Annotated in this window: 17 protein-coding genes; 13 read left to right on the top strand and 4 right to left on the bottom strand. The window is 69.6% G+C overall.

The window, feature by feature from the left end:
* The first annotated feature begins 91 nt into the window (after window positions 1–91).
* The 3 genes from metH (at window position 92) to ADL25_RS01395 (ending at window position 6,789) form a co-directional block, all read left to right on the top strand.
* Entirely contained in the window at window positions 92–3,616 is a 3,525-nt protein-coding gene (gene metH / locus ADL25_RS01405) for a methionine synthase (RefSeq protein ID WP_059125698.1), read from the top strand.
* A gap of 445 nt (window positions 3,617–4,061) precedes the next feature.
* Window positions 4,062–4,763, top strand: coding sequence for an HAD family hydrolase (locus ADL25_RS01400; RefSeq protein WP_059125697.1), 702 nt, complete (start codon window positions 4,062–4,064; stop codon window positions 4,761–4,763).
* A 421-nt stretch (window positions 4,764–5,184) separates the two neighbouring features.
* Window positions 5,185–6,789, top strand: coding sequence for an ABC transporter substrate-binding protein (locus ADL25_RS01395; protein WP_059125696.1), 1,605 nt, complete (start codon window positions 5,185–5,187; stop codon window positions 6,787–6,789).
* 228 nt (window positions 6,790–7,017) lie between these two features.
* Here the strand turns inward: ADL25_RS01395 and ADL25_RS01390 are convergent, their stop codons facing one another.
* On the bottom strand, window positions 7,018–7,689 hold the full coding sequence (locus ADL25_RS01390; RefSeq protein ID WP_059125695.1) for a response regulator: 672 nt from the start codon (window positions 7,687–7,689) through the stop codon (window positions 7,018–7,020).
* A 14-nt stretch (window positions 7,690–7,703) separates the two neighbouring features.
* Window positions 7,704–8,669 (bottom strand): RecB family exonuclease, encoded by a 966-nt coding sequence (locus ADL25_RS01385; protein WP_079050108.1) that lies wholly within the window; start codon window positions 8,667–8,669, stop codon window positions 7,704–7,706.
* Window positions 8,670–8,928: 259 nt separating this feature from the next.
* Here ADL25_RS01385 and ADL25_RS01380 point away from each other — a divergent pair, with 259 nt between their 5' ends.
* From ADL25_RS01380 to ADL25_RS01370, 3 genes are all read left to right on the top strand, one after another.
* A complete protein-coding gene (locus ADL25_RS01380) occupies window positions 8,929–10,614 on the top strand; it encodes a site-2 protease family protein (RefSeq protein WP_059125694.1) in 1,686 nt (561 codons plus the stop codon).
* 89 nt (window positions 10,615–10,703) lie between these two features.
* Window positions 10,704–11,606 (top strand): tRNA (adenine-N1)-methyltransferase, encoded by a 903-nt coding sequence (locus tag ADL25_RS01375; protein WP_059125693.1) that lies wholly within the window; start codon window positions 10,704–10,706, stop codon window positions 11,604–11,606.
* A gap of 216 nt (window positions 11,607–11,822) precedes the next feature.
* Window positions 11,823–12,398: a hypothetical protein gene (locus ADL25_RS01370; RefSeq protein WP_059125692.1), complete on the top strand. Its 576-nt coding sequence runs from the start codon at window positions 11,823–11,825 to the stop codon at window positions 12,396–12,398.
* A gap of 119 nt (window positions 12,399–12,517) precedes the next feature.
* On the opposite strand, the gene ADL25_RS01365 is transcribed toward ADL25_RS01370, so the two are convergent.
* On the bottom strand, window positions 12,518–12,820 hold the full coding sequence (locus ADL25_RS01365) for a ferredoxin (protein ID WP_059125691.1): 303 nt from the start codon (window positions 12,818–12,820) through the stop codon (window positions 12,518–12,520).
* Between the two features lie 245 nt (window positions 12,821–13,065).
* Here ADL25_RS01365 and arc point away from each other — a divergent pair, with 245 nt between their 5' ends.
* The 6 genes from arc to prcA all read left to right on the top strand — a co-directional run bounded on the left by arc (window position 13,066) and on the right by prcA (window position 19,228).
* Window positions 13,066–14,832: a proteasome ATPase gene (gene arc / locus ADL25_RS01360; RefSeq protein WP_059125690.1), complete on the top strand. Its 1,767-nt coding sequence runs from the start codon at window positions 13,066–13,068 to the stop codon at window positions 14,830–14,832.
* Window positions 14,833–15,065: 233 nt separating this feature from the next.
* On the top strand, window positions 15,066–16,577 hold the full coding sequence (gene dop, locus ADL25_RS01355; RefSeq protein ID WP_365298008.1) for a depupylase/deamidase Dop: 1,512 nt from the start codon (window positions 15,066–15,068) through the stop codon (window positions 16,575–16,577).
* A gap of 183 nt (window positions 16,578–16,760) precedes the next feature.
* The gene (locus tag ADL25_RS01350; protein ID WP_058079921.1) at window positions 16,761–16,979 is read left to right on the top strand and encodes a ubiquitin-like protein Pup; all 219 of its coding nucleotides are present in this window, start codon (window positions 16,761–16,763) and stop codon (window positions 16,977–16,979) included.
* A 41-nt stretch (window positions 16,980–17,020) separates the two neighbouring features.
* Window positions 17,021–17,614 (top strand): endonuclease VII domain-containing protein, encoded by a 594-nt coding sequence (locus tag ADL25_RS45550; protein ID WP_107116481.1) that lies wholly within the window; start codon window positions 17,021–17,023, stop codon window positions 17,612–17,614.
* Window positions 17,566–18,411: a proteasome subunit beta gene (prcB, locus tag ADL25_RS01345; protein ID WP_059125688.1), complete on the top strand. Its 846-nt coding sequence runs from the start codon at window positions 17,566–17,568 to the stop codon at window positions 18,409–18,411. Before ADL25_RS45550 ends, prcB begins: the two co-directional genes overlap by 49 nt.
* A gap of 61 nt (window positions 18,412–18,472) precedes the next feature.
* Window positions 18,473–19,228, top strand: coding sequence for a proteasome subunit alpha (gene prcA, locus ADL25_RS01340; RefSeq protein WP_059125687.1), 756 nt, complete (start codon window positions 18,473–18,475; stop codon window positions 19,226–19,228).
* Window positions 19,229–19,317: 89 nt separating this feature from the next.
* On the opposite strand, the gene ADL25_RS01335 is transcribed toward prcA, so the two are convergent.
* On the bottom strand, window positions 19,318–20,331 hold the full coding sequence (locus ADL25_RS01335; RefSeq protein ID WP_059125686.1) for a LacI family DNA-binding transcriptional regulator: 1,014 nt from the start codon (window positions 20,329–20,331) through the stop codon (window positions 19,318–19,320).
* Window positions 20,332–20,460: 129 nt separating this feature from the next.
* Here ADL25_RS01335 and ADL25_RS01330 point away from each other — a divergent pair, with 129 nt between their 5' ends.
* Entirely contained in the window at window positions 20,461–21,720 is a 1,260-nt protein-coding gene (locus ADL25_RS01330; protein WP_059125685.1) for an MFS transporter, read from the top strand.

The raw sequence follows: 21,720 nt of genomic DNA, 5'->3' as shown, positions 1-21,720 counted from the left end.
CCGTACGGCCTGCCGCGGGCTACCCTGGCCGCGTGCGCCTTCCACGGGAAGCGCAAAGCCGACAGCCGTCGCACTCCAGGGAGCATCTTCCATGGCCTCGTCGCCGAACCCGTCCCCCACGTCCGTCTCCACCGACAGCCGATCCCGATCCGCAGCGCTCCGGGAAGCCCTCGCCACCCGTGTCGTGGTGGCCGACGGAGCGATGGGCACGATGCTCCAGGCCCAGGACCCCACGCTCGAGGACTTCCAGGACCTCGAGGGCTGCAACGAGATCCTGAACGTCACCCGCCCCGACATCGTCCGCTCCGTCCATGAGGCGTACTTCGCGGTGGGCGTCGACTGCGTCGAGACCAACACCTTCGGGGCCAACCACGCGGCCATGGCCGAGTACGACATCGCCGAGCGCGTGTACGAGCTGTCCGAGGCCGGCGCCCGGGTCGCCCGCGAGGTCGCCGACGAGTTCACCGGCCGCGACGGCCGGCAGCGCTGGGTCCTCGGCTCCATGGGCCCCGGCACCAAGCTGCCCACCCTGGGCCACGCCCCGTACACCACCCTGCGCGACGCCTACCAGCGCAACGCCGAGGGACTGGTCACCGGCGGCGCCGACGCTCTGCTCGTCGAGACCACCCAGGACCTGCTCCAGACCAAGGCCGCCGTCCTCGGCTCCCGCCGGGCACTGGACGCCCTCGGCCTCGACCTGCCGCTGATCGTGTCCGTGACCGTCGAGACCACCGGCACCATGCTGCTCGGCTCGGAGATCGGCGCCGCCCTCACCGCGCTGGAGCCGCTCGGCATCGACATGATCGGCCTGAACTGCGCCACGGGGCCTGCCGAGATGAGCGAGCACCTGCGCTACCTCGCCCGGCACTCCCGCATCCCACTGTCCTGCATGCCCAACGCCGGTCTGCCCGTGCTCGGCAAGGACGGCGCCCAGTACCCGCTCACCGCCCCCGAACTGGCCGACGCCCAGGAGACCTTCGTCCGCGAGTACGGCCTGTCGCTGGTCGGCGGCTGCTGCGGCACCACCCCCGAGCACCTGCGCCAGGTGGTGGAGCGCGTCCGGGGCCTCGCCCCCGCCGAGCGCCACCCCCGCCCCGAACCGGGTGCCGCCTCCCTCTACCAGACCGTGCCGTTCCGTCAGGACACCTCGTACCTGGCCATCGGTGAGCGCACCAACGCCAACGGCTCCAGGAAGTTCCGCGAGGCCATGCTGGACGGCCGCTGGGACGACTGCGTGGAGATGGCCCGGGAGCAGATCCGCGAGGGCGCCCACATGCTCGACCTCTGCGTCGACTACGTGGGCCGCGACGGCGTCGCCGACATGGAGGAGCTGGCGGGCCGCTTCGCCACCGCCTCCACCCTGCCGATCGTCCTCGACTCCACCGAAGTGGACGTCATCGAGGCCGGACTGGAGAAGCTCGGCGGCCGCGCCGTGATCAACTCGGTCAACTACGAGGACGGCGACGGCCCGGAGTCGCGCTTCGCGAAGGTCACCCGGCTCGCGGGGGAGCACGGCGCGGCGCTCATCGCGCTGACCATCGACGAGGAGGGCCAGGCCCGTACCCCCGAGAAGAAGGTCGAGATCGCGGAGCGGCTGATCGCCGACCTGACCGGGAACTGGGGCATCCGTGAGGAGGACATCCTCGTTGACACCCTGACCTTCACCATCTGCACCGGCCAGGAGGAGTCCCGCAAGGACGGCATCGCGACCATCGAGGCCATCCGCGAGCTGAAGAGGCGCCACCCGGACGTGCAGACCACCCTCGGTCTGTCGAACATCTCCTTCGGCCTCAACCCGGCCGCGCGCATCCTGCTCAACTCCGTCTTCCTCGACGAATGCGTCAAGGCGGGGCTCGACTCGGCCATCGTGCACGCCTCGAAGATCCTGCCCATCGCGCGCTTCGACGAGGAGCAGGTGACCACCGCCCTCGACCTGATTTACGACCGGCGCGCCGAAGGCTACGACCCGCTGCAGAAGCTCATGGCGCTGTTCGAGGGCGCCACCGCCAAGTCGCTGAAGGCCGGCAAGGCCGAGGAGCTGGCCGCACTGCCGCTGGAGGAGCGACTCAAGCGGCGGATCATCGACGGCGAGAAGAACGGCATGGAGGCCGACCTCGACGCCGCCCTGAGCTCCCGGTCCGCCCTCGACATCGTCAACGACACGCTGCTGGACGGCATGAAGGTCGTCGGCGAGCTGTTCGGCTCCGGCCAGATGCAGCTGCCGTTCGTGCTCCAGTCCGCCGAGGTGATGAAGACCGCGGTCGCCTACCTCGAACCCCACATGGAGAAGACCGACGAGGCCGGCAAGGGCACCATCGTCCTGGCGACCGTGCGTGGCGACGTCCACGACATCGGCAAGAACCTCGTCGACATCATCCTGTCCAACAACGGCTACAACGTGGTCAACCTCGGTATCAAGCAGCCGGTCTCCGCGATCCTGGAGGCCGCCGAGGAGCACAGGGCCGATGTCATCGGCATGTCGGGGCTCCTGGTCAAATCCACGGTGATCATGAAGGAGAACCTGGAGGAGCTCAACCAGCGCGGGCTCGCCACCGACTACCCCGTCATCCTCGGCGGCGCGGCGCTGACCCGGGCGTATGTCGAACAGGACCTGCACGAGCTGTACGAGGGCGAGGTGCGCTACGCCCGCGACGCGTTCGAGGGCCTGCGTCTGATGGACGCGCTGATCGGGGTCAAGCGCGGGGTGCCCGGTGCGAAGCTGCCCGAACTGCGGCAGCGCCGGGTACGAGCCGCGACCGTCGAGATCGAGGAGCGGCCCGAGGAGGGCCACGTCCGCTCCGACGTCGCCACGGACAACCCCGTGCCCACACCGCCCTTCTGGGGCACCCGCGTCGTGAAGGGCATCGCACTCAAGGAGTACGCGGCCTGGCTGGACGAGGGTGCGCTGTTCAAGGGCCAGTGGGGTCTGAAGCAGACGCGTACGGGAGACGGGCCGACCTACGAGGAGCTCGTCGAGACCGAGGGCAGGCCACGGCTGCGCGGGCTGCTCGACCGGCTCCAGACGGACAACCTCCTCGAAGCGGCCGTCGTCCACGGCTACTTCCCCTGTGTGTCCAAGGACGACGACCTGATCATCCTCGACGAACAGGGCAACGAGCGCACCCGGTTCACCTTTCCGCGCCAGCGGCGCGGCCGGCGGCTCTGTCTGTCCGACTTCTTCCGGCCCGAGGAGTCCGGTGAGAGGGATGTCGTCGGTTTCCAGGTCGTCACCGTCGGCTCCCGGATCGGCGAGGAGACCGCGCGGCTCTTCGAGTCGAACTCCTACCGCGACTACCTCGAACTGCACGGCCTGTCCGTGCAGTTGGCGGAGGCGCTGGCCGAGTACTGGCATGCGCGGGTGCGCTCGGAGCTCGGTTTCGCGGGCGAGGACCCGGACGACATGGAGGACATGTTCGCCCTCAAGTACCGGGGCGCCCGCTTCTCGCTGGGCTACGGCGCCTGCCCCGACCTCGAGGACCGTGCCAAGATCGCCCAGCTGCTCGAGCCCGAGCGGATCGGCGTCCATCTGTCCGAGGAGTTCCAGCTTCACCCGGAGCAGTCCACGGACGCCATCGTGATCCACCACCCCGAGGCGAAGTACTTCAACGCACGGTAGGGCGTCCACGCCCGCACGGCGCCCGCGGTGTACCGGTGAACCCCGGCACGGCAACCGTGCGGGCCCCCGGCCGCCGAGGCCGGGGTCCGGTGTGCGCCCGCACGGCGGACGTCGCCGGGCAGCGGTTGCGCCGGTGCGGGCCGTGCAGTGCGACCGGGGCCGGGGAGGGCCGCACGCCGTCCGTCCGAGGAGCGCCCCGCCCGCCGTGGACGGGCCACGCCCCGTCCGGCCGGGCGAAGCATGGCCTGTGCGTCCCCGCCCCGTCCCGGCCCGCCTGCACACGCATGCGTGCACCCGCCGTTCGCCCATACGTGCGATTGCGAGGCGTGGTGCTGCCGTGCCGAAAAGGCGCTTCGCTCACGGGCGACGTACACTGGTCGGTCCACCGCAGGCCGGTTCCCTCCGTGGGAACCGGCCTGGTCGTCCCTTCAAGGAGGTACGCCGGATGACCACCACGGTTCCTGCCCTCGGCACCCGTACGGGCGAAGACTCAGCGCTGCAGGCCGTACTCCTCGACATGGACGGCACCCTGGTGGACACCGAGGGATTCTGGTGGGACGTCGAGGTCGAGGTCTTCGCCGCCCTCGGACACACGCTCGACGATTCATGGCGCCATGTCGTCGTCGGCGGCCCCATGACACGCAGCGCGGGCTTCCTGATCGAGGCCACAGGTGCCGACATCACCCTCGACGAGCTCTCCGTGCTGCTCAACGACGGGTTCGAGACGCGTATCGACCGCAGACTGCCCCTGATGCCGGGTGCCGCCCGACTGCTGGCCGAACTGGCGGCGCACGAGATCCCGACCGCGCTGGTCTCCGCGTCCCACCGGCGCATCATCGACCGCATCCTGGCCTCCGTCGGCCCGCAGTACTTCGCACTGACCGTCGCGGGCGACGAGGTCGAGCGCACCAAGCCGTTCCCCGACCCGTATCTGATGGCGGCGAAGGGGCTCGACGCGGACCCGGCCCGGTGCGCGGTGATCGAGGACACGGCGACCGGGGTCGCCGCCGCGGAGGCCGCCGGCTGCCGCGTGGTGGCCGTCCCGTCGGTGGCCCCCATCGCCCCCGCCGCAGGCCGCACCGTCGTGACCTCGCTCGAAGAGGTCGACCTGGCATTCCTCCGCGGTTTGATGACGGAAATGCGCTGAGCGTTCACCCAGCGTGCTCCCGAATGGACGGATTACCTCCGGGTGTCCAGCCGCATGAATTAATTCGGCGAGACGCGGCCGAATTCCGGTGCCGGTCCGCCCAGTTGATGGTGTGACGTTTACCACGTTCCAGGGGGTCGACAGTGGGCCCGGGGTGTGCTGTTCCGCCCCTTTCGGGCGGCCGGGGCGTACCTTTGTGTCCTGATTGATGAAACGCTGCACGAATCCTTCCCCGTCCGGTTTTCCGATGCGTCCCCGATCGGTTCCGCAGCGTGATGAGCGCTCAACTCCGGTAGCTGTCAGCCTTCGTGCGGGTGCGCACTAATCTCATCGCGAGAACATCGCCACAACTCCCCGTGATCCGCCGCACCACCCTTGCTTGCCGGGTACACGGACTTGACAGCTCTGGAGAAACTCGAGCATGAACCGTAAGACTTTGGTGCTGCCGGCCGTCGTTGGGCTGCTCACCCCCGTTCTCGCCGCCTGCGGCGGGTCCGACAGCGGGGGCAGCAGCGGTGACGCCATCGTCGTCGGTACCACCGACCGGTTCACCGCCTCCAGCGACGCACCCGCGCCCCTCGACCCGGCGTACGCGTACGACGTGGGCACCTGGAACGTCCTCCGGCAGACCGTGCAGACGCTGATGGTCCAGCCCCGCGGTGACGGCGACCCCGAGCCCGAGGCCGCCGAGAGCTGCGGTTTCACCGACAGCGGCAACGAGCGCTACGCGTGCAAGCTGCGCAAGGACCTGAAGTTCGCCAACGGCGATCCGGTGACCGCTGCCGACGTGAAGTTCTCCATCGACCGTGCCCTTGCCATCAAGGCCGACAGCGGCGTGTTCGCCCTGCTGTCCACCGTGGACACCGTCGAGACGCAGGGCAAGGACGAGGTCATCTTCCACCTGAAGACCGCGGACGCCACCTTCCCGTTCAAGCTGTCGACGCCGGTCGCGGGCATCGTGAACCCCAAGGACTACGACAAGGGCAAGCTGCGCGACGGCTTCTCGGTCGACGGTTCCGGGCCGTACACACTGCAGGCCGAGATCAAGAACAACGAGATGGTGAAGGCCACCTTCACCAAGAACCCGAACTACCAGGGTCTGCTCACCCCGAAGAACGACAAGGTCGTGCTGGAGTCCTTCAAGGACGCCGACGGCATGGGTACCGCCCTGGACAAGGGCGACATCGACGTCATGACCCGCACCATGGCGCCGGACCAGATCCGCAAGCTGCAGAACGACACGGACGGCAACGTCAACCTGGTCGAGATGCCGGGTCTGGAGATCCGCTACCTGGGCTTCAACACCGGTGCCGACTCGGTGAAGAGCGTGGCCGTCCGCCAGGCCATGGCCGAGATCATCGACCGCGGCGCGCTGGTGTCCAAGGTGTACGGCACCGAGGCGCAGCCCCTGTACTCGCTCGTCCCGGCCACCATCACCGGCCACTCCAACTCCTTCCTCAACAAGTACGGCGACCCGAGCGTGGCCAAGGCCCGCGCGACGCTGGACAAGGCGAACATCAGCACCCCGGTGAAGCTGACGCTGCACTACACGACCGACCACTACGGTCCGGCCACCGCCAAGGAGTTCGACGTCCTCAAGCAGCAGCTCAACGCGAGCGGTCTGTTCGACATCAGCGTCGAGGGCACCACCTGGGACAAGTTCCGCCCGGCCGAGATCAAGGGCCAGTACGACGTCTACGGCATGGGCTGGTTCCCCGACTTCCCGGACGCGGACAACTACCTCGCGCCGTTCCTCGACAAGGACAACACCCTCGGCTCGCCGTACAACAACAGCGAGATCCGCAACAGCCTGATCCCCGCGTCCCGGCGCGAGGCCGACCGCCTCACCGCGTCGAAGAGCCTCACCGACATCCAGGACATCGTCGCCGACGAGGTACCGATCCTCCCGCTGTGGCAGGGCAAGCAGTACGTGGCCACCCGTGACGACATCACGGGCAGCGAGTACGCGATGAACTCCTCCTCCACGTTGCAGCTGTGGGAGCTCGGTCGCGGCGTGAGCGGCTGACCTCATGCCTGGAAGGCCCCCCGGGGATCACCCCCGGGGGGCCTTCAGTTGCGTCCACACGATTTCGGAACTCCGGAACTCGGGCCGGCCCGTGGACCGAGCCCCGACGGTGTTCGGTTCCGGCTGACCCGCAGGGGCCGAGCCGGCGGTACCGAGCACGGGAGGGCGCCCCCCACCACAAGGAAGGGGGCGCCCTCCGCGCCGCCGGGAAACCCGTGGGCCGTCGCCCTACTGAGCGCCCGGGCGCACCAGCCCGCTCTCGTACGCGTACACCGCGGCCTGCACCCGGTCCCGCAGCCCCAGCTTGGTGAGCACATGGCCGACGTGGGTCTTGACCGTCGTCTCGCTGACGAACAGGTCGGCGGCGATCTCGGCGTTGGACAACCCGCGCGCCACCAGCTTCAGCACCTCCACCTCGCGCTCGGTGAGGGTGTGCAGTGTGTCGGGGACGGGCTCGTCCCCGGACGGCAGATGACCGGCGTACTTGTCCAGCAGCCGGCGTGTGATGCTCGGAGCGAGCATCGCCTCGCCCGCCGCGACCACCCGGATCGCCTGCACCAGCTCATGGGCGGGAGCGTCCTTGAGGAGGAAACCGCTGGCACCGGCGCGCAGCGCCTCCACCACGTACTCGTCGAGGTCGAAGGTGGTCAGTACCAGCACCTTCGCCGGGCCGTCCCGCCCGGGCCCGGTGATCTGCCGGGTCGCCTCCACCCCGTCCATCCGCGGCATGCGGATGTCCATCAGCACCACATCGGGCTGCAGGGCACGCACCTGGTCGAGCGCCTGGAGGCCGTCTCCGGCCTCGCCGACGACCGCGACGTCCTGCTCGGCCTCCAGAATCATCCGGAAGCCCGTGCGCAGCAGCGGCTGGTCGTCGACCAGTAGGACGCGGATGGCCACGTGAGTCTCCTTCGCTAGTCCGGGCCCATTCTGCCCTGCTCGGCGTCGCCCGATTCGGGCACCCCGACCGGTGCAGCGGGCGTCTGCCGGGAGTCGCCCCGCTCAGCCTCCGGCAGGCGTCCGCCGGCTGCCCGCACCGGCAGCGGATAGGGCGGGGGAGTGCCACCGAACTCAGGGCACAGGGCCTGGTGGTCGCACCAGCCGCACAACTTGGTGGGCCTCGGCCGCCAGTCACCCGACTCCGTGGCCCGGCGGATCGCCTCCCACAGCGCCAGCAGCTTCCGCTCGACACGCTCCAGATCCGCGAGCACGGGGTCGTACGTCATCACATCGCCGCTGCCCAGATATACGAGCTGCAGCCGACGCGGGACGAGCCCCTTCAGCCGCCACACCACCAGGGCGTAGAACTTCATCTGGAACAGCGCGCCCTCGGCGTACTCGGGCCGGGGTGCCTTGCCCGTCTTGTAGTCGACGATCCGCACCTCGCCGGTGGGCGCCACGTCCACACGGTCGATGATCCCCCGGAGCTTGAGCCCGGAATCGAGCTCCGCCTCGACGAACAGCTCCCGCTCGGCGGGCTCCAGCCGGGTCGGGTCCTCCAGCGCGAACCAGCGCTCGACGAGCTGCTCCGCCTCACCGAGCCAGCGTGCCAGCCGCTCCCCGTCCGGGTCGTCGGCGAACAGCTCCAGCACCTCCGGCCGGCTCTCCCGCAGCCGGTCCCACTGGCCAGGCACCAGCGACTTGGCGCGAGGAGGTGTCCGCTCTCCGGCCGGTACGTCGAAGAGCCTCTCCAGCACCGCATGCACCAGCGTGCCCCGGGTCGCCGCCTCGCTCGGCTTCTCGGGCAGCCTGTCGATCACCCGGAACCGGTAGAGCAGCGGGCACTGCATGAAATCACTGGCACGCGAGGGCGACAGCGACCCCGGGGGCACTGCGGCCTCGGCGGACGGCTCGGCGGTGCCGTCGGGGCTGGTCTCCATGACGACAGACCATACGGCCCGCCACCGACAGTGACACAGCCGTGCCTGGTAGGGCCCGCACCGTACCGGCGTCCCCGGCCGCCCGGCGCCTCGCAAACCGGCCGACCCCCTTCCTGTGACGGGGGTGTATCCACGCGACGACGGGGGCAACAGAGGGGGTGCCGGGGCAGAACACACAGCGACAGCCGCATACCATCGACCACAGGCCCTCCCACCCGGCACGACCGGGGCCGGGAAACGCTTCGATCGAGGGGACATCGTGGACGAGAGCGGCGGGAGCGGACACCCGCGCCCCGGCAACGACGGGGCGAACGACCGCGAGGCGGCCCCCGCGGCGCGCACCGCCGACCCCGCACGCCCCGAACACGACCGGGACGGCATCCACCGCCCGGCCCCGGGGGACCCGCGCGAGCAGACCGCCGCGGCGTCGTCGTCCCACGGGCCGCCGCAGGAACCGTCCGCGCCCCAGGGGGAGAACGAGCACCACACCCGGCCGGACCCGGACGGGCCCGCGGTGCTCCACCGGTCCCCGGACCACTCCGACGGTCCAGGAACACCCGGGCCGCACGGCGACCAGGGGGACACCCCGGCCGCCGGCGACCACCCGGCCCCGGACACCCCCGACCAGGGACACCCCACCGAGGGCGGCCCGACGGCCCCGCCGGAAGGCCCTGCGCAGCCCCGCGACCCCGCCGACACCCCGCCGACCGGACACCCCACGGCGCACGGCCCGGGCCGCAGCCTCGCCCACTCGGCACCCGACGGACCGGGAAGGCCGCCGCAGCGGCCCAAGGAACCGGGCGGCGGCATCCTCATGGGCCGGCCCTTCGGCGTCCCCGTCTACGTCGCCCCCAGCTGGTTCCTCGTCGCCGCCCTGATCACCTGGGTGTTCGGCGGCCAGCTCGACCGCGTACTGCCCCAACTCGGCGCCGCCCGCTACCTGGTCTCGCTGTTCTTCGCCGTCGCCTTCTACGCCTCCGTCCTCATCCACGAACTGGCCCACACCGTGGCGGCCCTGCGCTTCAAACTGCCGGTGCGGCGCATCCAGCTCCAGTTCTTCGGAGGTGTCTCCGAGATCGAGAAGGAGGCCGAGACCCCGGGCCGCGAGTTCGTCCTCGCCTTCGTCGGGCCGCTGCTCTCCCTCGTCCTGGCCGGCGTCTTCTACCTGGCCATGCTGCCCGTCCGGCCCGGCACCGTCCCCGGCGTCCTGCTGGCCGGCCTCATGATCTCCAACCTCATCGTGGCCGTCTTCAACCTGCTGCCCGGTCTGCCCCTCGACGGCGGCCGCATGCTGCGCGCCGTCGTCTGGAAAATCACCGGCAGGCCCATGAGCGGCACCGTCGCTGCCGCCTGGGTCGGCCGCGCCCTCGCCATCGCCGTGCTCATCGGCCTGCCGCTGCTCACCCAGTCCGGCGCCCTCGGCTCGAGGGCGGAGGACAACGTCGGCATGGACACCGTCACCGACGCCCTGCTCGCCGCAATCCTCGCCGCGATCATCTGGACCGGCGCCGGAAACAGCCTGCGCATGGCGCGGCTGCGTGAGCACCTCCCCGAACTGCGCGCACGCTCACTCACCCGCCGCGCGGTGCCCGTCCAGGGCGACACCCCTCTGTCCGAGGCCCTGCGCCGTGCGAACGAGGTCGGCGCCCGCGCCCTGGTCGTCGTCGACGCCCACGGCCGTCCCCTCTCCCTCGTACGGGAGGCGGCCATTGTCGGCGTACCCGAGCACCGCCGCCCCTGGGTCCCGGTCAGCGGCCTCGCCCAGGAACTGAACGACGGCATGCGCGTCTCCGCAGAACTCGCCGGCGAGGCCCTCCTGGACGTCCTGCGCGCCACCCCCGCCACCGAATACCTGGTCGTCGAGGAGACCGGCGCGATCTACGGCGTCCTGTCCGCCGCCGACGTCGAGCGCGCCTTCGTCAAGGCGATGGCCCGGCCCAACTGACGCTTCCCCGTCCAACGCCCCTCGCCTGCGGACCCCGGGCCCACCCCGGCGTGGTCGGCGGCCTCCCCGGTGACCGGTAGGCTGGTCACATGTCCGAACCGACCGGTGCCGCCCGCCGTCGCGGGCCCTTCAAGGTCGGGGACCAGGTACAGCTGACCGACCCCAAGGGCCGCCACTACACGTTCACGCTCGAAGCGGGGAAGAACTTCCACACCCACAAGGGTTCCTTCCCGCACGACGAGCTGATCGGTGCTCCCGAGGGCAGCGTTGTCCGCACCACCGGGAACGTCGCCTACCTCGCGCTGCGCCCCCTGCTCCCCGACTACGTCCTGTCCATGCCCCGCGGGGCGGCAGTCGTCTATCCCAAGGACGCGGGGCAGATCCTCGCCTTCGCCGACATCTTCCCCGGCGCACGCGTCGTGGAGGCGGGCGTCGGCTCCGGCTCCCTCAGCAGCTTCCTGCTGCGCGCCATCGGCGACCAGGGCATGCTGCACAGCTACGAGCGCCGCGCGGACTTCGCCGAGATCGCCCAGCAGAACGTGGAACGCTACTTCGGCGGCCCGCACCCCGCCTGGCAGCTCACCGTCGGCGACCTCCAGGACAACCTCAGCGACACCGACGTCGACCGCGTCATCCTCGACATGCTCGCCCCCTGGGAGTGCCTGGAAGCCGTCTCCAAGGCGCTCGTCCCCGGCGGCATCCTGTGCTGCTACGTGGCCACCACCACCCAGCTCGCCCGGACCGTCGAATCCATCCGCGAGATCGGCTGCTTCAACGAGCCGACCTCATGGGAGACGATGATCCGCAACTGGCACATCGAAGGCCTGGCCGTGCGCCCCGACCACCGGATGATCGGCCACACCGGCTTCCTCCTCACCGCCCGCCGGCTCGCCGACGGCGTCGAGCCGCCCATGCGCCGCCGCCGGCCCGCCAAGGGCGCCTACGGCGAGGACTACGCAGGTCCCAACGCCGACGGAGGCGCCGGTCACTGACCCGGACTCCCGCAGCAACCAACGGACGAGCGCCGTGGCCCAGTTCCCGCACACATCGCGGAAACGGGCCACGGCGCTCGTCCGTTGAGGCCCCGCAGTACACCGGGAGTTGACGCGACGCCAGAAGTACCGCCCCCGCCGTTCCGCCTCGATGTGACGTGTGGCACGATGCGGTCCACCCCCACCGGCACAGCTCTCACAGGAGAAACTTCTCGCGTGCAGCACCCCGCCGTTCCGGAACTCGCTCACACCACCCCCCGGCCCATCCACTGGGTCGCCACGGCCACCGCCGTCTCCGGCGTGATCGCCCTGTCATCCATGCTGCACCCCGGCTCCGCGACGGCGGCCCAGCCCCCGGGAGGGACCAAGGCGGCACAGGCCACCGCGGCAGCCCCGGACCCCGCCGAGGCCGACATCCCGCTCGACTGCGGCCCGGTCAAGCTCGTCGTCGTGAAGAAGGCCACCGGCGACCTCGACGGCGACGGCCGCCCCGAAACCGTCGTGGTGGCCCACTGCGACGCGAGCATGGGAACCCCGCCCGACGGCGTCTACGTCCTCACCCAGGCCGCGGGCGCCACCGAACCCCGGGTGGTCGCCACCCTGGTCGACCCCAAGGACCGATCGACCGTCACCGACTTCGCCGTCCGTGACGCGGCGGTCACGGCGACCCTCCTCGGCTACTCCTCGCCCGACGTACCGAGTTGCTGCCCCGACGTGAAGACCCCCGCCCATTGGCAGTGGAAGGGCGGCGCGTTCGTCCGGTCCACGCCCTCCGGCGCACGGAGCGTGTGACGTCGCGCACCTCACTTCCGGCGCTCACCGCCGTGTGAGCGCCCGGCGGCGCGCAGGCGTCGGTACGGCGAACCCGCTGTGAGAAACGAGACAGCGGGTGACGCGGAGTGGCTCTGTGCTCACTCCGCGTCAGGGCCGTAGATCTCCACGCTGTCCGAAATTCGACGTACATGGATGCAGTCGCCCGGGCACTCCCGCGCCGAGTCCACCACATCCGTGAGAAGTGGCAGCGGTACGGGCGTTGTGGCCCCCCTGGCCTGCAAAAGCTCGTCGTCCGGGCCCTTCACGTAGGCCAGACCGTCGATGTCCAGCTCGAAGACTTCCGGAGCGTACTGGGCGCAGATACCGTCGCCGGTACACAGATCCTGGTCGATCCAGACCTCCAGCGCCTCGCTGTCGACTGCGGCCTGCTCCACGGTCATCTCCCCTGCCGTTTCCTGCGCAGCCGGCCGCGGGAATCCGGCAGGCTCTGACGGGTGTTGAACACCGTGAGCCTACCTTCGGCGGCTTCCCAATCATGTTCGGTGGGTATTCCCCTGGCGTGAGGGAGAGCGCAAGGGTGAAGATCGGACACACCTCGACAGTCTTTGTGATCTAGGGGTTTCAATCGACACCCACCCAGGTAGGGTCTGGAAGCGTCCAGCTCCCCTTGGAGGAGGTGAGGACCGTGGCAGCCCACGACGACGACATGAACCGCGGCATCCGCCCGGGACGAGGGTCCGACGACCCGGCCGGGCAGATCGCCTACCTTGAGCAGGAGATCGCCGTCCTGCGACGCAAGCTCGCCGACTCTCCGCGACACACGAGGATTCTCGAAGAGCGGATCGTCGAACTGCAGACCAACCTGGCAGGCGTGTCCGCACAGAACGAGCGACTCGCCAACACGCTCCGTGAGGCCCGCGACCAGATCGTGGCCCTCAAGGAGGAGGTCGACCGGCTCGCACAGCCACCGGCCGGCTTCGGTGTGTTCCTGCAGGCGATCGAGGACGGCACGGCCGACATCTTCACCGGCGGCCGCAAGCTCCGCGTGAACGTCAGCCCAAGCGTGGAGCTCGACGAGCTCCGCCGCGGCCAGGAAGTGATGCTCAACGAAGCGCTCAACGTGGTCGAGGCCATGGAATTCGAGCGGGTCGGGGACATCGTCACCCTCAAGGAAGTCCTCGAGGACGGCGAGCGCGCCCTGGTGCTCGGGCACACCGACGAGGAACGGGTGGTACGGCTCGCCGAGCCGCTGCTGGACGTCACCATCCGTCCCGGCGACGCCCTGCTGCTCGAACCGCGCTCGGGCTACGTCTACGAGGTCGTGCCCAAGAGCGAGGTCGAGGAACTCGTCCTCGAAGAGGTACCCGACATCGGCTACGAGCAGATCGGCGGTCTGGCCGGCCAGATCGAGGCCATCCGCGACGCGGTCGAGCTCCCTTACCTCTATCCCGACCTGTTCAAGGAGCACGAACTGCGGCCGCCCAAGGGCGTCCTGCTGTACGGGCCTCCCGGATGCGGAAAGACGCTCATCGCCAAGGCCGTGGCCAACTCACTGGCCAAGAAGGTCGCCGAAGTCACCGGCCAGGCGGCGGGCAAGAGCTTCTTCCTCAACATCAAGGGCCCCGAGCTGCTGAACAAGTACGTCGGCGAGACCGAACGGCAGATCCGCCTCGTCTTCCAGCGCGCCCGTGAGAAGGCCAGCGAGGGCACCCCCGTCATCGTCTTCTTCGACGAGATGGAGTCCCTCTTCCGCACCCGTGGCTCCGGTGTCAGCTCGGACGTGGAGAACACCATCGTCCCCCAGCTGCTCGCCGAGATCGACGGTGTGGAAGGCCTGCAGAACGTGGTGGTCATCGGTGCCTCCAACCGCGAGGACATGATCGACCCCGCCATCCTGCGGCCCGGCCGCCTCGATGTGAAGATCAAGATCGAACGTCCGGACGCCGAAGCGGCCAAGGACATCTTCGGGAAGTACCTCACCGAGAGGCTTCCGCTGCACGGCGAGGACGTCGGCGAGCACGGAGGCGACAAGTCGGCCACCGTCCACGGCATGATCCAGACCGCCGTGGAGCAGATGTACGCCGAATCGGACGAGAACCGCTTCCTCGAGGTGACCTACGCCAACGGCGACAAGGAAGTCCTCTACTTCAAGGACTTCAATTCCGGCGCCATGATCGAGAACATCGTCGGCCGCGCCAAGAAGATGGCGATCAAGGACTTCCTGGAACACAACCAGAAGGGCCTGCGCGTCTCCCACCTCCTCCAGGCGTGTGTGGACGAGTTCAAGGAGAACGAGGACCTTCCCAACACCACCAACCCGGACGACTGGGCCCGGATCTCCGGAAAGAAGGGCGAACGGATCGTCTACATCCGTACCCTCATCACCGGAAAGCAGGGCGCGGACACCGGACGCTCCATCGACACGGTGGCGAACACCGGCCAGTACCTGTAAAAGGCCGGGGCGGCTGCGGGTGCCCTCACCGGGTGCCCGCAGCCGACTGCTTTTCCGGCACGGCTGGAGCAAGGCAATGACGCAAATGATCTCCCCACCAGCGCAAAGGCGTTCTAGGCTCTTCGTACCGCCGCGTCGCGCCGTGCGGGGACGGGCACCGCACGCGCACCGGAGCACCAGCGGTATCTGAGCGCCGCCCCCGACCGAGGGCGCCGCCGGGCAAGGAGGGCCGCATGACCGTACGGCGAGTAATGGGCATCGAGACGGAGTACGGCATCTCCGTCCCCGGCCACCCCAACGCCAATGCCATGCTCACCTCGTCCCAGATCGTCAACGCCTACGCGGCGGCGATGCACCGGGCCCGCCGGGCCCGCTGGGACTTCGAGGAGGAGAACCCGCTGCGGGACGCGCGAGGCTTCGACCTCGCGCGCGAGGCCGCCGACGCCAGCCAGCTCACCGACGAGGACATCGGCCTCGCCAATGTGATCCTCACCAACGGCGCACGGCTCTACGTCGACCACGCACACCCCGAGTACAGCGCCCCCGAGGTGACCAATCCCCGGGACGCCGTCCTCTGGGACAAGGCCGGCGAGCGGATCATGGCCGAGGCGGCCGAACGGGCCGCCCAGCTCCCCGGAGCCCAGCCGATCCATCTCTACAAGAACAACACCGACAACAAGGGCGCCTCCTACGGCACGCACGAGAACTACCTGATGAAGCGGGAGACCCCCTTCTCGGACATCGTGCGCCACCTCACGCCGTTCTTCGTCTCCCGCCAGGTCTTCGCCGGCGCGGGCCGCGTCGGCATCGGCCAGGACGGACACGAACACGGGTTCCAGCTCAGCCAGCGCGCCGACTACTTCGAGGTCGAAGTGGGCCTCGAGACGACGCTCAAGCGCCCCATCATCAACACCCGGGACGAACCCCACGCCGACGCGGAGAAATACCGCCGTCTGCACGTGATCATCGGCGACGCGAACCTCTCCGAGATCTCGACCTACCTCAAGCTCGGCACCACCGCGCTGGTCCTGTCGATGATCGAGGACGGCTTCATCGCCGTGGACCTGGCGGTCGACCAGCCGGTTCGCACCCTGCACCAGGTCTCCCACGACCCCACGCTCAAGCACCTCGTCACGCTCCGCAGCGGCCGGACACTCACCGCCGTCCAGCTCCAGATGGAGTACTACGAGCTGTCGCGCAAGTACGTGGAGGAGCGGTTCGGCGGCGACGCCGACGAACAGACCAGGGACGTCCTCACCCGTTGGGAGGACACCCTGAACCGGCTGGAGAGGGACCCCATGAGTCTCGCCGGCGAACTCGACTGGGTCGCCAAGCGGGAGCTCATGGAGGGCTACCGGCGCCGCGACAGCCTCGACTGGGACGCCGCCCGGCTCCACCTGGTCGACCTCCAGTACGCGGACGTACGCGCCGAGAAGGGCCTCTACAACCGTCTGGTGGCCCGAGGACGCATCAAGCGCCTCCTGGACGAGGACGACGTCGAGCGGGCCCGTACGAAGCCGCCGGAGGACACCCGGGCCTACTTCCGCGGCCGGTGCCTCGAGCAGTACGCGGACGACGTCGCCGCGGCGTCCTGGGACTCGGTGATCTTCGACCTGCCGGGCAGGGACTCGCTCCAGCGGGTGCCAACCCTGGAACCGCTTCGCGGAACGCGTAATCACGTCAAGGAACTCCTTGACCGATGCCGCACGGCCGAGGACCTGGTCAGGGTCCTGTCCGGGAGCTGAACGGGTACCCCCGGACGGTACCGGTCGGACGGGGTGGAGAACCCCATGGAAGGGAATCATCGAGGTGGCCCCCGTACGTTGGAGTAACTGCGGGGCCGATGTCGGACCGGGCTTGTAGGGTCTGATCATCACCGATCGGCAGGAATGTCGACCATGTCGGGCGAACTGAGCGGGGTGAGGGTTATGGCGACCAAGGACACCGGCGGCGGACAGCAGAAGGCCACGCGCTCAACGGAGGAGGTCGAGGAGCAGGCGCAGGACGCGCAGGGCTCCGAGGACCTCAAGGAGCGACACGAGAAGCTGAGTGACGACGTGGACTCGGTTCTGGACGAGATCGACGACGTGCTCGAGGAGAACGCCGAGGACTTCGTGCGCTCCTTCGTGCAAAAAGGCGGGCAGTGAGCTCATTCTTCCTTCGAGTCGAAGGTAAGTGGGGGCTGGCGTTGTCTGGAGACGAGGGCGTGAAGCGCTGCTCACGGTGTCGGCAGCACAAGCCGCGAGCAGCGTTCGCGCGCCCTGAGGCCATGCGCGACGGATTGCAGGCCTACTGCAGGGAGTGCGTGGCCGCGTACCACCAGCGGCGGCAGGTGGCCAACGGGCGCAACAACCGACCGCGGATGGACGCGCCCGAGGGGCACAGGTACTGCCGGACCTGCGGGGAGATCAAGCCTCACAGCGAGTGGCATCGCAATGCGACCGCGTCCGATGGCCTGTCCACGCGCTGCAAGGCGTGTCGAGCGGTCCAGGGGCACGTAGGTCATCTGAAGCGCCACTACGGATTGACCCAGGCCGGGCGTGACGAGAGGGTCGCGTCTCAAAGGGGTCTCTGCGTGATCTGCCTGAAAGCTCCGGCTGTCCATGTGGATCACTGCCACGAGACGGGTAAGGTCCGTGGCGTACTGTGCTTCAACTGCAATTCGGCCATCGGCAAGTTGGGAGATGATCCCGACGCAGTTCGTCGGGCTGCCGCCTATCTGGAAGGAACTTCGTGGAAGCCAACCCTCGTAGCACCGGGCGTCTACCAGCTGCCTTCCTGACGCCCGGGTCGTCGTCCTTCATGGACTTCCTGTCGGACCACCAGCCCGAGATGCTGCCCGGCAAGCGGCAGCTGCCCCCCACCCAGGGCGTGATCGAGGCCCCGCACGGGACGACGATCGTGGCCGTCGCGTTCCCCGGCGGTGTGGTGCTCGCCGGAGACCGCAGGGCGACCATGGGCAATGTGATCGCGCAGCGGGACATCGAGAAGGTGTTCCCGGCGGACGAGTACTCGGCGGTGGGCATCGCCGGTACGGCGGGTCTCGCCGTGGAGATGGTGAAGCTGTTCCAGCTGGAGCTGGAGCACTTCGAGAAGGTCGAGGGTGCCCAGCTCTCCCTGGAGGGCAAGGCGAACCGCCTGTCGACCATGATCCGTTCCAACCTCGGCATGGCCATGCAGGGCCTGGCCGTGGTGCCGCTCTTCGCCGGTTATGACGTGGACCGGGAGAAGGGCCGTATTTTCTCGTACGACGTGACGGGCGGCCGCTCGGAGGAGCACGGGTTCGCGGCGACGGGCTCCGGCTCGATCTTCGCGCGCGGCGCCATGAAGAAGCTTTTCCGTGATGATCTGAACGAGGAGCAGGCGACCACCCTGGTTGTTCAGGCTCTGTACGACGCGGCAGACGACGACTCGGCGACCGGTGGTCCCGATGTCGCCCGCCGGATCTATCCGGTCGTCACTGTGATCACCGAGGACGGTTTCCGCCGGCTCACCGAGGACGAGGCGGGTGAGATCGCCCGGGTGGTGCTGCAGCGACGTCTGGAGCAGCCGGACGGCCCCAGGGCCGCTCTGCTCTGACGTCGGCCCCGGTGGTTTCCAAGGTGATCGAGTGACTTCGACAGAAAGGGACGGATAACCGGTGTCGACGCCGTTCTATGTCTCCCCCCAGCAGGCCATGGCCGACCGGGCGGAGTACGCCCGAAAGGGCATCGCGCGCGGCCGCAGTCTGGTCGTGATGCAGTACGCCGACGGCATCGTGTTCGTCGGCGAGAACCCGTCCCGGGCATTGCACAAGTTCAGCGAGATCTACGACCGGATCGGTTTTGCGGCCGCCGGCAAGTACAACGAGTACGAGAATCTGCGTATCGGCGGGGTCCGGTACGCGGACCTGCGGGGTTACACCTACGACCGTGACGATGTGACGGCCCGCGGTCTTGCCAACGTCTACGCGCAGACGCTGGGCACGATCTTCTCGAGTGCGGCGGAGAAGCCGTACGAGGTGGAGTTGGTGGTCGCCGAGGTGGGGGAGACCCCGGAGGGCGACCAGATCTACCGTCTGCCGCACGACGGGTCGATCGTGGACGAGCACGGCTCGGTCGCAGTGGGCGGCAACGCGGAGCAGATCAGCAGTTTCCTGGATCAGCGTCACCGTGACGGCATGACGCTCGCGGAGGCGTTGAAGCTGGCCGTTCAGGCACTGTCGCGTGACACGAACGGCAGTGAGCGGGAGATTCCCGCGGAGCGCCTGGAGGTCGCGCTTCTGGACCGTACGCGTCCGCAGAAGCGGAAGTTCAGGCGGATCGTGGGCCGTCAGCTGGCGCGGCTGCTGGAGGCGAACGGTGCGGCCACGGCCGCGGAGGCCGAGGACGTCGAGGGCGCCGAGGACGAGGAGTGATCGCCGGCGCCGCTCCGTGAGGGGCCGGCGCCTGGTTCGAACGCCGTGTGCCCCGACCCGGAAAGGGTCGGGGCACACGGCATTCGTGGTCAGGGGCCCGGTGGCGCCGTGGAGCCGCGGACGACGAGTTCGACGGGGATGGCGTCCTGGGCGGGTGTGCGGCCCTCCAGGACGGCGAGGAGGGCCTGCATGCCGCGTTCGCCGAAGAGTTCGGCGTCGAGGCGGACGGTGGTCAGCTCGGGGTCGATGGCGGTCGCGAGTGCGAGGTCGTCGACTCCGGTGATGGAGAGGTCGTCGGGGATGCGCAGGCCGAGGCGCCGGGCGGCTTTGTAGGCGCCGGCTGCCAGGAGGTCGTCGTCGCAGACGATGGCGGTGGGGCGGGGGCCGGGGGCGGCCAGGGCGGACTCGGTGGCCGTGAGGGCGTCTTCGATGGAGATGGGCGCCCGGGTGCTGCCGAGGCTGGTGCCGGGTGCCTGGGCGAGGTGTGTGGCCAGGGAGCGGGCGCGGGTGTCGAAGGTCCAGGAGGGGATGCCGGCGGCGAGGTGGAGGAAGCGCCGGTGGCCGAGTGCGAGCAGGTGTTCGGCCACTTGGCGCAGGCCGTCGGCGATGTCGAGGTTGACGGTTGCGGCGCCGAGGCTTCCCCTGGGGTCGCTGTCGAGCATGACGAGGGGGAGCTGGTCGCCCCGGATGGCGCTGAGGGCTTCCGGGGCCATGGAGGAGGCGATGACACCGTCGAGGGCGGCCTGTGCGGAGTGGAATGGGTCCTTGGCGGGGCCGACGCCTTCGGGGGAGGGGTAGAGGACCACGCCGAATCCGTGTTCGGCGGCGACGCGGGCGGCGCCCGTGTAGACGCCGGCGAAGAATTCGGTGGTGAGCGCCGGGACGACGAGCAGGACGGTGCGGGTGCGGCCGAGGCGGAGGTTGCGGGCGGCGAGGTTGGGGCGGTAGCCGAGTTCGCGCGCGGCTTCGCGGACCCGTTCGGCGGTGGTCTCGGAGACGCGCCCGCGCCATTTGCCGCCGAGGACGAGGGAGACGGCGGCCTGGGAGACTCCGGCGACCTGGGCGACATCGCGGCTGGTGGGGCGCGTGCTACCTGGTGCCACCGTGGGCCTGCTCTTTCGTCTGGACTCCTGGACAGCGCACATGGTACGTATGGCGGACGACGTTATACGTACAACCTCCCCCGTGGCCGACTGACCGACGGCGACGGGGCGCACCAGAAGGGACGGGGCATGGCCGCGGGATACCTGGAGATCCTCAGGGCGAGGCACGCCGCGCGTCTGCTCACCGGAACACTGGTGGGCCGGCTCCCGAACGCGACCGCGGCGATCGCTGTGGTGCTCTTCGTGCGGGCCGAGGGCGGCACCTACAGCTTCGCCGGCGCCCTCGCCGCGGTGTACGGGGTGGCGAACGCCGTGGGCCAGCCGTTGTTGGGCCGACTGGTCGATCTGCACGGTCAGCCGCGTGTGCAGCTGCCGGCCGCGATCGTCTCGGGCCTCGCGATGGCCGGGTTCGGCCTGGCGGGTGTCGCGTCACCCGTACTGGCGTACGCGGCCATGATCGTCGCGGGGCTGTTCACACCTCCCCTGGAGGGCGGACTGCGGGCGCTGTGGCCGGTGGTGCTGCGCCGTGACGCTCAGGTGCCCACGGCATACGCGCTGGACGCCGTCGCCCAGGAGGTGATGTTCACCGTGGGCCCGCTGCTGGTGACCGCCTGCGTGGCGCTGTGGTCCGCCCGGGTGGCGCTCGTCGTGATCAACGTCATCGGGGTGCTGGGGGCACTCTCCGTGGTCGTGTCGCCGCCCTCGCGGGCGTGGCGCTCGGGGCCGCGTGAGGCGCACTGGCTCGGTGCCCTGCGCTCGCCGGGGCTCCTGGCGCTGCTCGGCGCGTTCCTGTTCGTGGGCATCGCGCTGGGCTCCATCACGGTGGCGGCGGTGTCGTACGCGGACGGTCACGGCGGTGACAGGGTGTACGGCTGGCTGATGGCCGCCCTGGGGCTGGGCGCCCTGGTCGGCGGGACGGCGTACGGGGTACGGCAGTGGCCCGGTGCGCCGGAGCGGCGACTGCGTGTGCTCGTGGGGCTTCTGGCGGTGTGTTACCTGCCCCTGATGCTGATGCCGGGGGCGGTCGCCATGGTGCTGCTCACGGTGCTCGCCGGGGTCTTCCTTGCGCCGTGCATCGCCTGCGCGTTCATCATCGTCGACCGGCACGCACCGGGCGGCACGGTCACCGAGGCGTTCTCCTGGCTTGTCACGACGTTCACGGTGGGGGCGTCGGTCGGGACGGGCCTCGCGGGACCGGTCGTGCAGGCGGGTGGCGCCCTGTGGGGGTTCGCGGTGCCGGGTGCCGCGGGGGCCGCGTCCCTGCTGGTCCTCCTGGCGACGGGAGGGGTCCTCGCAGCTCCTGCCGGGGGTGCGGTGGTTGCGCCTTCACCGGAAAATGATCCAAACCGTGCCGTCGAACCCCGTTTCAGCTCGGGGGATCGGGCGTAA

This window comes from Streptomyces sp. NRRL F-5122, assembly GCF_001507435.1.
In the GTDB taxonomy this organism is placed as follows: Bacteria; Actinomycetota; Actinomycetes; order Streptomycetales; family Streptomycetaceae; genus Streptomyces; species Streptomyces lannensis.
The sequence above is the reverse complement of the archived record's forward strand: the minus strand, read 5'-3'. Positions and strand labels throughout refer to the sequence as shown.